The 15,256-nt window shown below is 45.3% G+C and carries 9 protein-coding genes; 5 read left to right on the plus strand and 4 right to left on the minus strand.

Going from position 1 to position 15,256, the window contains the following annotated elements; all coding sequences use genetic code 11:
• Window positions 1-86: 86 nt before the first annotated feature.
• Both AC1DP6_RS05040 and AC1DP6_RS05045 read left to right on the plus strand, forming a co-directional pair.
• Window positions 87-4,718, plus strand: coding sequence for a DUF3320 domain-containing protein (locus AC1DP6_RS05040; RefSeq protein WP_477053847.1), 4,632 nt, complete (start codon window positions 87-89; stop codon window positions 4,716-4,718).
• Between the two features lie 157 nt (window positions 4,719-4,875).
• A complete protein-coding gene (locus AC1DP6_RS05045; protein WP_477053848.1) occupies window positions 4,876-7,269 on the plus strand; it encodes an ABC transporter permease in 2,394 nt (797 codons plus the stop codon).
• A 128-nt stretch (window positions 7,270-7,397) separates the two neighbouring features.
• Here the strand turns inward: AC1DP6_RS05045 and ygiD are convergent, their stop codons facing one another.
• The 4 genes from ygiD to msrA all read right to left on the minus strand — a co-directional run bounded on the left by ygiD (window position 7,398) and on the right by msrA (window position 10,054).
• Window positions 7,398-8,219: a 4,5-DOPA-extradiol-dioxygenase gene (ygiD, locus tag AC1DP6_RS05050; RefSeq protein ID WP_477053849.1), complete on the minus strand. Its 822-nt coding sequence runs from the start codon at window positions 8,217-8,219 to the stop codon at window positions 7,398-7,400.
• Window positions 8,220-8,256: 37 nt separating this feature from the next.
• A complete protein-coding gene (locus AC1DP6_RS05055; RefSeq protein ID WP_477053850.1) occupies window positions 8,257-8,667 on the minus strand; it encodes an RrF2 family transcriptional regulator in 411 nt (136 codons plus the stop codon).
• 60 nt (window positions 8,668-8,727) lie between these two features.
• On the minus strand, window positions 8,728-9,153 hold the full coding sequence (locus AC1DP6_RS05060) for a hypothetical protein (RefSeq protein WP_477053851.1): 426 nt from the start codon (window positions 9,151-9,153) through the stop codon (window positions 8,728-8,730).
• A 256-nt stretch (window positions 9,154-9,409) separates the two neighbouring features.
• Window positions 9,410-10,054, minus strand: coding sequence for a peptide-methionine (S)-S-oxide reductase MsrA (gene msrA, locus AC1DP6_RS05065; protein WP_477026271.1), 645 nt, complete (start codon window positions 10,052-10,054; stop codon window positions 9,410-9,412).
• A gap of 431 nt (window positions 10,055-10,485) precedes the next feature.
• On the opposite strand from msrA, the gene AC1DP6_RS05070 reads away from it, so the two are divergent.
• From AC1DP6_RS05070 to AC1DP6_RS05080, 3 genes are all read left to right on the plus strand, one after another.
• Window positions 10,486-12,597, plus strand: a complete 2,112-nt coding sequence (locus tag AC1DP6_RS05070) for an endonuclease MutS2 (protein ID WP_477053852.1) — start codon at window positions 10,486-10,488, stop codon at window positions 12,595-12,597.
• Window positions 12,598-12,707: 110 nt separating this feature from the next.
• Window positions 12,708-13,595, plus strand: a complete 888-nt coding sequence (locus tag AC1DP6_RS05075; protein ID WP_477053853.1) for a helix-turn-helix domain-containing protein — start codon at window positions 12,708-12,710, stop codon at window positions 13,593-13,595.
• A gap of 344 nt (window positions 13,596-13,939) precedes the next feature.
• A complete protein-coding gene (locus AC1DP6_RS05080) occupies window positions 13,940-15,133 on the plus strand; it encodes an efflux RND transporter periplasmic adaptor subunit (RefSeq protein WP_477053854.1) in 1,194 nt (397 codons plus the stop codon).
• The last annotated feature ends 123 nt before the right edge of the window (window positions 15,134-15,256 follow it).

The following is a 15,256-nucleotide window of genomic DNA, read 5'->3' on the forward strand; positions in this document are numbered from 1 at the left end:
AGCAGGATTTTCTGCATTTATATACTTCTTACCCATGTTCACCGTTTATTAAAATTATATTTGTAGCGTTTTTCATTATTGCTATTATGATCGCATCCATATTAACCAGGCTTGAATCTTCCCGCAAGGAATTACTGGATTTAGGTCTCAGGAATCCATTGTTGAATTACAAGTTGCCCGTAGGCAAAGGTTTACATATTGTAGAGGAACAATCCGCCGCCATTTATGATATACTGGTGAGGGAAAATAAAACTATGTCCTTCCTCGGACGGCCTGAAAAAAAGCAGGACGAAGAAGTGGTGGAATACAATGAACCGGTGTCTAAAGAAGCGTATAGTGATACCCGTTTGCAGACGAATGAAAACCAGGTGAATCTGCATGCTAAATTGCTGAATACGTATTATGCTGCCCGCATGAGCATGGAAGAACAAGGGGTGAATATCCTCTACATTTCCCTCGGCATGCTGCAATGGTATGAAGAAGCAGGTAGTGAGGAAGCCCGGTTGGCGCCATTAATTATGGTGCCGGTGTCGCTGGACAGGTCCAGTGCGCGGGAACGTTTCCGTTTGAAATATTCTCTGGAAGAAGTAGGCGCCAACATTTCCCTGCAGGCAAAAATGAAGGCAGATTTTAATATTCACATACCGGACCTGCCAGATACAGAAGATTTTGATGTGAACGCTTACCTGGCGGCAGTAGCCGAAGCAATAGATGTGATGCCCAAATGGAAAGTAGCACCCGATGCCATTGAGCTGGGCTTTTTCTCTTTTGGTAAGTTTATGATTTACAACGATCTGGATGCCTCCAAATGGCAACAGGACGATGATATACTCACACACCCGATTATTCAAAGTCTTTTTGGTGGCGGTTTTTCAGATGATACCCCGCAAATACCGGAAGACGCCTTTATTGATCATGATACCAAAGCCCATGAACTGTTCCAGGTAGTAGATGCCGACAGTTCCCAGATCATGGCCATGCTGGCCGTGCAGGAAGGACGTAACCTGGTGATACAGGGTCCTCCGGGCACCGGGAAATCGCAGACGATTACCAACATTATCGCGGATGCCATTGGCCGGGGTAAGAAAGTACTGTTTGTAGCGGAGAAAATGGCGGCGCTGGAAGTGGTGAAACGCAGATTGGATAACATTCAGCTGGGAGAAGCCTGCCTGGAATTACATAGCCATAAAGCCAATAAAAAAGAACTGCATCAGGAGCTGCGTCGGGTACTGGAACTGGGCCGCCCTTCTATCCAGAAACTACAGGAAGAAGTATTACTGTTAGATGGTTATAAAAAAGAATTGAATGACTATTGCCTGTCGGTGAATGGTGTCATTGAAAAAAGCGGATTGACGGTTCACCAGGTAATAGGCTACCTGTTACGGTTAAACGAAGAAACTGCCGGTATCACTTTACCGGCTATATCCCTGACGCAAATAGGAGACTGGGACGCTGTGGCGATGAACAAAGCTACCGCCATGGCATTACGCATACAGGCCTGCCTCCAGGAAATTGGCGTGCCTGCCGCATTAACGTTCCGTGGTAGTGAACTGACGGTACTGTTGCCGCATGAGCAGGTGGCTTTATCCAATTTACTCACAGCAGCATCGGCTGCACTAACAGCACTCCTGCAGGCGACCACTGCGATCGCTCAAAAAATCGGGATCCCATCTCCCAAAGATATTCCAGCTACTACAGCACTGATAAACATATGTGAGCTGCTGTCACAACAGCCGGATTTGCAGGAGATTGATATCACCAATAATGCCTGGCTGTTGCATCAGCAGGATATTGCAGAATGGCTGACAGCAGGTGTGGCGGCTACAGCAGTACAACAGCGATACCAGGATATTTTTATTCCGGAAGCCTGGGAACAAAATGTGATGGAGATCCGGCAGGATCTGCTGGCGCATGGTGGTAAGTGGTATAAGTTCCTGATTGGCGCCTATAAAAGGAGCAACCGGCAACTGGCCGCATTGTGTAAACATCCGCTTCCTGGTGATAATGAAGAAAAGCTACAGTATGTAGATGCCATCATGGAGTTCCGGAGAGAGGATGCCTTGCTGAAAGAACATGCTGCACTGGGTAAAACGCTGTTCGGCAGTCGTTGGCAGAAATCGCAGACCGACTGGGAAGCATTGCAGACTGCCACGGCGTATCTCACGGATATGCATAAACGTATTGCAGCAGGGACCTGCCCGGCTGCAGTAGCCACTTATCTGCAAAGTAACCGGGATGCTGCTGCGGCATTGGCAGACAAAGAACAATTGTCGCGCTTATTGCAGGAGCAGCAGCAACGGAGCGGGGCTGTCTTACAAAAACTGGAAATGAACAGCCACCATTACCCGGTACTGTTTACCGAACAACAAACTACGCTGCAAACATGGACAGATAAATTACCGGAAATACATCACCTTATTTCCTGGAACAATATAACGGATACGGCTATACAGGAAAACCTGGAATGCCTGATTACACCGGTGAAGGACTGGAATGGTGCGCATTTGCTGCTAAAAACAGCCCTGCTGAAAACCTGGTATGAATACCTGGTAGAAACAGCGGTGAAGTCGCAACCTGCCCTGCGTAAATTTGAACGCGGTGGCCATGAGGAAATGGTACAGCAGTTCCGCAAATTAGATGTGCTGAATCTGCAATTTAATCGTGCCCGTGCGGCTTTGCAGCACTGGGAACAAATGCCACGTGTAGATGCCGGCGGACAGGTAAATATGCTCCGCACAGAATTTAATAAGAAAGCACGTCATATGCCTATCCGCAAACTCATGCAGGAAGCGGGTTTGGCCATACAGGCCATTAAGCCGGTATTTATGATGAGTCCTTTGTCTATCGCTAATTTTTTACCTCCGGCAACACTGGAATTTGACCTCGTCATTTTTGATGAGGCCAGCCAGGTGAAGCCTGTAGAAGCTTTGGGGGCCATACTGCGCGGCAAACAATTAGTAGTAGTAGGCGATAACAAACAATTACCACCTACCAGTTTCTTTGATTCACTGACCAAAGAGGTTGATGATGAAGAAAATGTAACTGCAGATATGCAGAGCATTCTGGGATTATGTGATGCACAAGGCGCGCCGCAACGTATGCTACGCTGGCATTACAGGAGCAGGCATGARTCACTGATCACCTTATCCAATCATGAATTTTACGAAAATAAGTTAGTCATATTCCCCAGCCCCGGCTCTAAAGAACAGAAAGGACTTGTTTTCCATCATCTGAAAGATACGGCCTATGATCGCGGTAAAACCCGTACCAATCCTAAGGAAGCGGAGATAGTAGCAGACGCGGTGATGGAACATGCCCGTAAAAATCCAGGGTTGAGCTTAGGTGTGGTGGCATTTAGTACTTCACAAAGACAAGCCATCAGTGATGCGCTGGAATTACGCCGCAGGAAATCTCCGGAGCTGGAATCCTTTTTCAGCGGGCATCAGGACGAACCTTTCTTTGTAAAGAACCTCGAAAATGTGCAGGGAGATGAGCGGGATGTGATTTTTATTTCTATCGGTTACGGACGTACGGAGGAAGGATATGTAGCCATGTCTTTCGGACCGCTGAATAATGAAGGTGGTGAAAGAAGGCTCAATGTACTGATCACGCGGGCGAAAACGCGTTGTGAAGTGTTTACCAATATCACCGCAGATGATATTGATGTAAGCAAAACCAAAAGTTATGGCATTCAGTCGTTGAAGAACTTCCTCTATTTCGCACAGCATGGTAAGCTGTATATGACGGCGGAAACAGGTTTGCCGGCGGATAGTCCCTTTGAGGAAAACGTAGCTGCCAAGCTGGAAGCGTTAGGATATATTGTACGTAAACAGGTAGGATCAAAAGGCTTTTTTATTGATCTCGCTATTGTAGATGCGGAAAATCCCGGTCGTTATTTACTGGGCATTGAATGCGACGGTGCTGCTTATCATTCTGCCCGTTCTGCCCGTGACCGTGATCGTTTGCGGCAGCAGGTGCTGGAAGCAATCGGCTGGAAGATATACCGGGTGTGGAGTACGGACTGGTTCCGGAATCCGGAGCGGGAACTGAACCGGCTGGTAGCGGCTATTGAAAAAGTGAAAGCCGCAGTGGCGATTGATGATCAGGTGGCCGCAGATGTGATCAAAGAAACGGCGCCGGCCCTGACGCGGGAAGCCGTGGCAACAACAGAAGCTACCATACCGGTATATGAAACGGCGGTGTTGCCGGAGGAAATCAGGGCGCAGGAATTCCATCTTTCTCCCATTGGTCAGCTATGTAACTGGATAGAGCAGGTAGTGGTAGTAGAAAGTCCTGTGCATTTTGACGAAGTAGCCCGGCGTATGGTAGAAGCGGCCGGTATTACAAGAGTAGGTCCCCGTATCCGGGAGATATTACGTCATGCGGTCAGGCATTCTGATGCCAGCAAAAGAATAAAAATAAAGGGGCAGTTCCTTTGGGATACTGCGCTCAGTACACCTGTGGTGCGCAACCGCAGCCATTTGCCGGCTGCCGCCCGTAAGATCAATTATATTGCGGCGGAAGAAATCGGCGTAGCGCTGGAGAAGGTAGTAAAAGATGCCGTTGCTATCCAGCGGGAAGATGYCGTGCCTTTTATCGCTAAAATGTTTGGTTATAGCCGGGTGACAGAGGAAATGAAAGAAGAAATCCTGAAAGCTATTGATATGAGTGTGGAAAATAAAGGGGTGCAGCTGGAAGGAGAGTTGCTGAAACCATAATATCGTACAGGGGCTGTATCAAAACCGAACACGTATTAATTAGTTTATATTTGTTTAATCCTGGTATTGAAAGGTTGGCAGGCATGGCATGTTTTTTCTTTCCATGTGTTTGGGAAGAAAGTTTTGTGGGGTTGGATTCATCATTAAATTTATCAGGATGTTTCGTAATCATCTCCTTATTGCCTGGCGCAACCTGCTTCGTTATAAATATTATTCACTGATCAATATAGCTGGTCTGGCTATTGGTTTAGCCGCGTGCTGGTTGTTGCTGTTGTATGTACATCGGGAAACCAGTTACGATAATTTTTATCCGCATGCTGATCGCATATACCGGGCTGTTAACCATGCTACCTGGTCTGGCGGGAACCTCAACCTGGCCACCACTTCCGCGCCTTTTGCTGCTGTATTAAAGAAGGATTATCCGGAAATAGAGCAAACCACCAGGGTAGATCCGGAAGGAGGTGCTGCATTAAAGTATGGCGAAAAGAAGCTGGAAGTAGGGGATATGCTTTTTGTGGACAGCACTTTTTTCGACGTGTTTGATTTTCCTTTTGTGGCCGGCGATGCCATCAGTGCTTTATCACAGCCTAATTCATTGGTGTTAACACGTAGTCTGGCGGAAAAGCTATTGGGCAGTGCATCTGATGCGATTGGGAAAACGGTGTTAACAGAAGACAGTACTGTTTATGCCGTCACTGCGGTGATGGAGGATGTTCCTGGTAATTCACATTTTTCATTCAGTGCATTACGGTTATTACCTCCTCACTATAATGAAAATGGCTGGCAGGATTTTAACGTATATACGTACCTGTTATTGCAGCAAGGTGCGGATGTGAAAAAGCTGGAAGCCAAGCTGCCAACGTTTTTTGAGCGGTATCTGAAGGCACGCATGGGTAATGCCACCTATAAAATGGAGTTACAACCGGTACAGGACATTCACCTGTATTCCCACCTTGATTATGAAATGTCTTCCAATGGGAATATTCTTTACATCTATATTTTTCTTTGTATTGGATTGCTTACGTTGTTGATTGCCTGCATCAATTATATGAACCTGGCCACCGCCCGTGCCAGCGGGCGTATTAAAGAAGTAGGGGTGCGTAAGAGTATGGGTTCAGGCAGAGAAGATATTGCACGGATGTTCCTGGTAGAATCTATGCTGCTCACCTTCTTCTCTGCGATGGTGGCTACAGGGCTGGTGGCTTTGTTACTGCCATGGTTCAATAGTTTTACCAATTCTCATATTGTACTCTGGCAGTTTGGCGTGGCTAAAACGCTGGGGGTGATGGCGATGTTGTCTGTATTAACCGGTTTGCTGGCGGGTATTTATCCGGCGGTATTTATGTCAGGTTTCAGGATCATCAATTCTTTAAAAGGTAAGCTGGGAGGCAGCAGTCATGCTGGTTTCCGTAAAGGGCTGGTGACATTCCAGTTTGTTATTGCGATTGTATTAACCGCCAGTACTATGGTGGCGTATGATCAGCTGCAATATGTGATGCAGAAAAATCTGGGCTTTAATAAAGATCAGGTGTTGTCTTTTCATGTTCCTGATCAGCAGATGCGTAACAGGCTGCCGGCGTTGAAAGAGCAGTTGCTCCGTAATCCGCTGGTACAGCAGGTGGCGGCGGCAAGCAACCCGATTGGCGGAAATAATATTGGCGGACATGGTTACTTTTTCGAAGGTAATAATGGTATGCAGACATCTACCTATATGGCCCAGAATTATATGGTAGATGCAGATTATCTGAAAACAATGGGCATTACTTTACAGAGCGGGCGTAATTTCTCAGACACGGGTGAATCTGATCAGCTTCATGCAGTACTGGTAAATGAAACGCTGGTGAAGGCGCAGCACTGGGATCAGCCACTAGGCAAGCGGGTACAGTTATTGAAGGACGCTTCCGGTGCACGTGAAGAGCGTGTAGTGGTGGGCGTTATGAAGGACTTTCATATTTACTCCCTGCAGCATAAAATAGCACCACTGGTGCTACAGATGCCTGCCAGGGCGGGGGACCAGGATAATGTGTATGTAAAGGTCAGCAAAACCAATGTTCCTGCTACCGTTGCATATATAGAAAAGGTGTTTCATGCTTTCGACCCTGCGCATAATTTCAGTTATAGTTTTATTGATCAGAATTTTGCGAAGCAATATGCCGGAGAGCAGAAACAGGAAGTTATTTTTATGTTGTTTGCCATGCTGGCATTATTTATTGCCTGTCTGGGACTCTTTGGGCTGGCGGCATTCACGGCGGTACAACGAACCAAGGAAATAGGGGTACGTAAAACGTTAGGCGCTTCTGCCGGCAGCATTGTTAGTATGTTATCGAAAGATTTTCTGCAGTTGCTGTTAATAGCTGCTGCCCTGGCTTTCCCGATTACCTGGTGGATCATGGATCGTTGGCTTAGTCATTTTGCCTATCATGTAGGTATCAGTATATGGGTATTTGTGCTGACCGGAGGCGCTATTGTAGTGATTGCGCTGGCAACGGTAAGTTTTCACGCGTTAAAAGCTGCCATGGCTAATCCTGTAAAGAGTTTGCGGGCGGAGTAAGAAAGAATTACGAATTAGGAATTACGAATTACGGATTTGCAGGTAGATGGTGAACGCGGGTATTATCCTACGTTATCTACCTGCAAATCCGTAATTCGTAATTCGTAATTCCTAATTCCTAATTCTTTTTACGCTGTTTTAAAACAGCGCATACTGATACTGCCGTTTTGTATTTCTTCGTAAGTAAATTGTATTGCTTCATTTTTATTTACCAGACCGAGGGTATAGATCATAGGAAGATAATGATCATTGGTAGGGATAGACAATTGTGCTTCCCTGCCCAGGTTGTGGTAATTTACCAGATCGTTGAACGCGCCCTGTTCCAGCTTCTGTTTTACGGTTGCATCAAAAGAAACCGCCCAATCAAATGGCTTTGCATTTTCAGAAAATGAGATCTGACGGAGATTGTGTACAATGTTGCCGCTGCCCATGATCAATACGCCTTTGTTGCGTAGGGCTTTCAGTTCCGCGGCCAGTTTGAAATGATATTCCGGTGGCTGGTGATAGTCGATACTTAACTGATATACCGGGATATCCGCCATGGGATACATATGTTTCAATACCGTCCAGGAGCCGTGGTCCAGGCCCCACTGATCATCTTCCGTTACATTGGTGGATGTGATCAGTTGTTTTGTTTCCCTGGCCAGTTCCGGTGCGCCCGGAGCGGGGTATTGTACAGCGTACAATGCTTCCGGGAAGCCACCAAAATCGTGGATGGTTTCCGGGTGCGGGGCTACCAGTACATGTGTGCCTTTGGTCAGCCAGTGGGCGGAAATGACGAGGATAGCGCTGGGCTTCTGGGGCAAATCCTGTCCCATTTTCCCCAGGCTACGGGTAAAAGCGTTGTCGCTGATGCCATTCATAGGATTACCGTGACCGATGAACATGACGGGCATCTGGCTGGTACTTTTAAATTCGCTGGTAATATTCCTGAGATCGTTGAGTTGCATGCTATTCCTCCTGGCAGCAATGCCTTTGATGATAAAATTATTGGAACTGGCCTAAGAAGTCGGCCAGGCTCATTTTTTCTAATTTGTGCAGCAGGGCACCTTCAATTTCTATATAGAGCTGATCGAGGTGTTGTTTGATTTGTTTGCCCACGAGGCAGTCCGGGTTGGGGTTGTTTTTACTGTTTCCCAGTAGTGATGCCTGTTGTACGGCATGGAATACTTCCGAGAGCTGAATTTTATCCGCTGGTTTGGCCAGGGTAGCTCCGCCGTTTTTTCCCTCTTTACTTTCTATGAGTCCGTGGTTACGCAGGTTGCTGATTTCCTTGCGTACCAGTACGGGATTGATGTTAATGCTGCCGGCAATATAATCAGACGACAACAGTTCCCCGTTCGCACTGGCGAGCAGTGTAAGTATATGCATTGAAATGGGAAATCTGCCGTTATTCATTCTGTAATTGTCTTTATTACAGTACAAAAGTACGATAATCAGTGCAAATGGAAAAATTTCTCAGCGGCTGGTGAAGAAGTAAACAATACTGGCAATAATAAGTACCAGCACAATCAGTACGATGACGCAGCCGTTTCTGTTGGGCTTTTTTACCGCGCTGCTAAGGCCGCGGGCATTCAGCAGGGCCTCTACGGCCTCTTTGGCTTCCTGGAGACCTATTTTATTACCGGGCAGCTTATTCATTTCTCCCAGGTAGTATTTTATCCCCATTATTTTGCCGGCATTCATACAAAGCTGCAGCACTTTTTCCTCGATATTATGTTTGGCAGCCTTATTTCTCTGGACAGAACTGTGGTCCGTGTCGGAACCGGAAATTACCCGCTGGCATTGCTGGCAGACCATCATTACATGGAATGGGTCTTTTTCTGGAATAGTACGTATGACATCAGGACTCCCACACCAGGGACAGGTTAGTTCAGTGCTCATTAATGGTGGAACTTTTTATTTTACTATTGTATAAGTTAATAAAAGTTTTTTAGCTTTTATCTTTTGGCTGCTGGCAAAATGTAACAGAGGGTGTAATATAGGCTTTTTACGAGTAGGCAGTAGCCGTTAGCAATACATTTAAGCCCTTTTAGCGGCTTTTATGGCAGTATAGGGGGTATTTTGACCATAAAAGGTAATAAAAATGCCGCGGAAGCATATCATATGCTCTCCGCGGCAGTCAGGTATTTCTTTAGGTTTACAGTCCTTTTTTCAGGTGTCCTGCAAATGCCTTTCTGAATTTTTCCAGTTTGGGTTTGATCACAAAGGTGCAGTAAGGCTGAGAACCGTTTTGGTTATAATAGTTCTGGTGGTAGTCTTCCGCTTCGTAGAAAGTGCCCATGGCGGCTATTTCCGTCACAATAGGTTTGTCGTACGCACCGGAATCCTGCAGTTTTTTCTTGTATAACTCCGCTTTTTCTTTCTGCTCATCACTATTATAGAAGATCACGCTGCGGTACTGGGTACCTACATCATTGCCCTGCCTGTTCAACTGGGTAGGATCGTGACTGAGCCAGAATGCCTGCAGCAGCTCTTCATAGCTGATTTTAGCGGGGTCGTAGGTAACCCTGATCACTTCTGCATGACCGGTAGTACCGGTGCATACCTGTTCGTAGGTGGGATTAGGTACCGTTCCGCCGGCAAAGCCGGATTCCACTTTAATGACCCCTTCCAGTTCCTGAAACTGAGCCTCTGTACACCAGAAGCAGCCGCCTCCAAAGGTAGCGGTGGCCGTTTTTTGATTTTTGCTTACCTCCATATCACCGGGTACTTTGTCTTTGTTTTGGGCACAGGCAAAAAGCGCCAGTGCGATCAGACAAATGAAGATTGAATATTTTCTCATAAAATAAAATTTTAAAGATGCAGCTTTTCTTTATATGACTCAAAATCAGCACTGTAGAGTGATTGCAGTCTATCTGAGCATCTTTATATTGCCTGCAGCCATTATAATTTACGTAATATATGATGCAGGAGTACGACAAGTTAAGTAACTTTAACATTCTTTTGGAGTTTCCAGGAACCCGTGGGGCTTTCAGGAATACCATATAAACATACGTCAGCAGCAGCAGCAGGAATAGATATAATAAGCCGGCATTAACCGGATACGTTTGATAGCATAATGACAAATACGATGAACAAGAATTAAGATTTCCCGGATAACGCTTTCCCCGCCACCATGATGGCAGCGCATTTACGCGCCCTGATCGTAAACCTTTTACGCAGACACAAACAACGGACGATTGTTTGTGCCTTCTTACTTTAAATAAATAACACTTGAAATATTTTCCTGAATCTGCGTTAATGCAGTTGGAATTCGACAAAGTACAGGCATTGCTGCAAGAGCATTGTAAAACAGAACTAGGCAAGGAAATGGCCTCAGAACTGCGCCTGCACACGCATATGGATTACGTTAAATCTGCCCTCCAACAGGCACATGAATACAAGCAACTTACCCTGTTGCAAGAGAATTTCCCGAACGATTTCATCCTGAACCTGAAGAGGGAACTGCGGTTGCTGTCTATCGAAGGCGCCGTACTTACCGGGGAACAGGCCATGCTACTGCGTAAGCTGGCAGAAAGCATGCACAGCATTGTTCGCTTTTTTGATCACGACCGCCGTATCCAGTACGGTGGACTTTTTGAGGTAATCAAAGACACCCATTACGAAAAAAAGATCACCGCCACCATTGATGAGGTGCTGGATGAACTGGGACAGGTAAGGGATAATGCCTCCCAGGAACTGGCTAAAATCCGGATGTCGTTGTTCCGCAAACGCACAGAACTGCGCCGGGTATTTGACCGTATCCTCCAGAAACTGCAGAAACTCAACTACCTGGCCGACCAGGAGGAAGCTTTCCTGAACGGACGTAGGGTAGTGGCCATCTACGCGGAAAATAAGCGGATGGTAAAAGGACTTATTCATGGGGAATCAGATACCCGTAAAACGTCCTTCCTGGAGCCGGAAGAAACCATAGAACTCAATAACGACATACAATCGCTCGAAAGAGAAGAAGGCCGGGAGGTATACCGTATCCTCAAAGCCATGACATCGGCGCTGAGTGGTTACTCCGGGTTACTGAACAGCTATCACGAAATATTGGGCACCTTCGATTTTATCCGGGGTAAAGCCAAGCTGGCACTGGACATGGATGCCAATTACCCCATGTTACTGCCGCATGCCCAGCTGAACCTGATACAGGCGTACCATCCGTTGCTGTTGCTCTATAACCGGAAAAACAAGAAGCCGACAATACCTGTCAATATTAACCTGGATAAGGATGCGCATATCCTCGTGATCAGCGGACCGAATGCCGGCGGTAAAACCGTTACCCTGAAAACCATCGGACTGATACAGCTGATGCTGCAATCAGGATTACTGGTACCGGTGCATCCATCCTCCCAGATGGGCATCTTCAAACAACTGATGATCCATATCGGAGACACGCAATCGCTGGAGTTTGAGCTGAGTACCTATAGTTCTCACCTGAAGAACATGAAGTATTTCATGGAAAACGCCAATGGTAAAACGCTGTTCTTTATAGATGAACTGGGTAGTGGATCCGATCCTAACCTGGGTGGTGCTTTTGCCGAGGTGATTATGGAGGAGCTGGCCAAGAAACATGCTTATGGCGTAGTGACCACGCACTATCTTAACCTGAAAGTGATGGCCAATAAGGTAAAGGGCATCATTAACGGTGCGATGGGCTTTGATGAGGAAACGTTGCTGCCCATGTATAAACTCATGGTTGGTAAGCCAGGAAGTTCCTATACATTCTCTATTGCGGAGCGTATTGGGCTGCATCCTTCACTGATTGCCCGCGCCAAGAGCCTGGTAGATGAAGGTCATTTCCAGTTGGATAAATTGCTGAATAAGGCGGAACAGGATCTGCAGAAAGTAGAAAATAAGGAAAAAGACCTGCAGAAATTACTGAAGGAAAATGAGCGTTTGAAGAAGGAGTATGAGATACTGGCAGATAAAGAACGCAAGCAGCAGCAATATACCCTGTTAAAATTACAGAACCAGATAAAGGAAGATGACCTGCAGTATCTGAAAGATATGGAGCGGAAGTTGAAGCAGATTGTGATAGAGTGGAAACGTGCAGATGACAAAGAGAAAGTGATGAAGCAGGCCGAAATACTCCTGTTCCGCCGCCGTGAAAAGCAGCATACTGAGCAACTCAATAAAAAGGTGCAGGACAAATTCCTGGAAATAAAAGGACAGGTAGAAGTAGGTATGCAGGTGAAAATTGTGACTAACCGACAGGTGGGCAAAGTGCTGGAGATCCGTGATAAGCGTGCTATCGTGAAGATTGGAAATATTCCTATCAACGTGAAACTGAGCGATCTGGTGCTGGTACAGGAAAAGCCGGCAGAGAAAGTAGATTAAGGGGAGGATATAGAAATTATCTATATGCCGTATAGTTGGAGCGAAGATGTTTAATCAGCTACCTTTACTTCATCAATATAAATAGTGGTTACCGATAAAGTATTAAACCAATGGAAGTATTAGAACGCGTTGTAACACGAATTTCAGACATACCGGTTTATAACTGTGATTATGCAAATGGTGCCAACTTTTTCATGGGAGAATGGAATGGCAGCGAAGTTTGTGTGGGTGATATGTATGTGCCTCACCGGCATAATGGATATAGTATAGATATATTGATTAAGGGTCGCATCCGGCAGTCTATTGATTTTAAGAATTACGATATGGAGGCGCCTGCACTGATGTTGATGGAACCTAACCAGGTGCATCAGCATGAGATGAGTGCGGACGCCGAACTAATAAATATTTACTTCACTAACGACTTCCTGGTACCAGAAATGCAGGGAGTCGTTAGTTGCTGGCGTTGTGTATTCAGTTCCGGAATGGTGCCGTTGAATAGTGAGCAGCTGGAAGAGGTGCTATCTTATGCAGATCTGATCCGGAAAGAATATAACAGCAATAAGCTACGGAAGGAAGCTATTATTCGTAACCTGTTGAATGCATTTGTGATTGCCTGCGGACGTATCTCTGAACCAACCGGTAACTGGATGAATGCAGAGAGTTCACAATATAATATGGCCAGACAGTTTAAGATACTGGTAGATCAGCATTTTCATGAGAAAGCCCAGGTATCTGACTATGCAGAGATGCTGTACGTTTCACCGGGACATTTAAATGACACGGTGAAAGCGTTGCTGGGAAGAAATGCAAAATTCATCATTGATGAAAAGCGCATTATGGAAGCAAAACGGCTACTGTATTGGGGTGAGCACTCTATAAAGCAGATTGCAGCGCAGTTGAATTTTGAGGATGATGCCTATTTCAATCGCTTTTTTAAGAAGCATTCCGGATTCACCCCGGCATCATTTCAAAAGAGTATCCGTGAAAAGTACAATTAAACCCGTAATAATTTAAACGCCCGTTAACATTAAATATCTATTTTTGCATTGTCTTTAAAATAATGATGTCGCCCGTGCATCATTTTAAATTTGAGAACCGATGAGAATTTTTTAGCGGCCAACCGCAAACCTTCATTTTCTTTTTTACAGTAGTAACATATTGCTGTGCTCAAACGTATAATGTGCTGTAACATTGTATGTCCTTGGGTGTCGCGGGGCTGCCTACCTGTATAACCACAACCCGATTGCTGTCATTGATATTGATTGCTGCGAAGCAAGGCTGCTTTTTATTGGCCTGAGTCGCACCGGGGGATCTTATTTTTAGTCGTTAAAAAAAATGTAGTATGAAACCATTGAAATCAACATTTACAAATTTGCCGGCAGGCTTACTTTATAGTTTTTTTGTTCTTTCGGTATTGTCTGCCTGTAGTACATCGCAGGCAAAAAATGAGGCACCACCACCAGCATCTTTACCTGTAATTAAAGCAGTTACATTACCTGCTACAACGTTTCAGGATTTCTCTGCTTCGGTAGAAGGAACCCGTGATGTGGAAATAAGACCACAGGTAGACGGCTATCTAACGAATATTTCAGTAGATGAAGGTGCTTACGTTAAAAAAGGTCAAACACTATTCACGATTGACAGAAGACCATATGTAGAGCAACTCAACAATGCCACTGCAAATTTACAAGCTGCAACAGCGGCATTAGAGAATGCACAGATCAACGTTGATAAATTGAAACCGCTACTTAGTAATAATGTGGTATCGGATGTTCAATTAAAATCGGCCGAAGCAAGTTACAATTCAGCGAAAGCTAGTGTTGCCCAGGCACAGGCCCAGGTAGAAACCGCCCGTATCAATCTTGGGTTCACAAATATTAGCGCACCTAGCGATGGTTATGTAGGTAGTATTCCCTTTAAAACGGGAAGCCTTATTAGCAGAGGAATGGCAGGGGCATTGACTATTATTTCTGAAGTAAAGGATATGCGTGTTTATTTTTCTTTGAGTGAAACCGATTTCCTCAAATTCAAGGAAAAATATCCAGGTAATAGTGTTGCTGAAAAAGTAAAAGGAATGCCAGCGGTAGAATTAATCCTGGCAGATGGAAGTGTTTATCCTGAAAAAGGAAAAGTTGAAATAGTGGAAGGGCAGTTTGACAAAACTATTGGTGCAATTAGTTTACGTGCAAGCTTTCCTAATGCACAGGGAGTACTTAGAAGTGGTAGTACCGGTAAAGTCAGAGTACCTACTTTACATGCTTCTGCATTGGTAATTCCTCAGGAAGCCACGTTTGAATTGCAGGACAAAGTGTTCGTTTATACAGTGGCCGATAGTAATAAAATCGTTACAAAACCACTAACCATTTCTGGCAAAACGTCTAATTATTATTTTGTTACTGATGGCGTAAAGGAGGGGGATAAGATTGTATTATCTTCTCAATCTACCCTGATGATGGGTGGTTTAAAAGACGGCGTTGTTATTCAGCCACAGATGGTATCTACAGATAGTTTGTTGAAAGCAAAGCCGCTGCTTTAAAATAATTAAGCGTGAAAGCACGCCAGTGCTAAGAACGTTTACACAAAACATTATTCAAATTGTGACGCAGGCAGTGTTGTTACACACATGCACTGTTTGTGTTCGTGCGGACATACCGCAACC

This window comes from Chitinophaga sp. 01L420 (assembly GCF_056399985.1).

Bases quoted from the DNA above. Each gene is read 5' to 3' on its own strand.
- AC1DP6_RS05045 (WP_477053848.1), top strand. From the start codon at position 4,876: ATGTTTCGTAATCATCTCCTTATTGCCTGGCGCAACCTGCTTCGTTAT.
- ygiD (WP_477053849.1), bottom strand. From the start codon at position 8,219: ATGCAACTCAACGATCTCAGGAATATTACCAGCGAATTTAAAAGTACC.
- AC1DP6_RS05055 (WP_477053850.1), bottom strand. From the start codon at position 8,667: ATGAATAACGGCAGATTTCCCATTTCAATGCATATACTTACACTGCTC.
- AC1DP6_RS05060 (WP_477053851.1), bottom strand. From the start codon at position 9,153: ATGAGCACTGAACTAACCTGTCCCTGGTGTGGGAGTCCTGATGTCATA.
- msrA (WP_477026271.1), bottom strand. From the start codon at position 10,054: ATGAGAAAATATTCAATCTTCATTTGTCTGATCGCACTGGCGCTTTTT.
- AC1DP6_RS05075 (WP_477053853.1), top strand. From the start codon at position 12,708: ATGGAAGTATTAGAACGCGTTGTAACACGAATTTCAGACATACCGGTT.
- AC1DP6_RS05080 (WP_477053854.1), top strand. From the start codon at position 13,940: ATGAAACCATTGAAATCAACATTTACAAATTTGCCGGCAGGCTTACTT.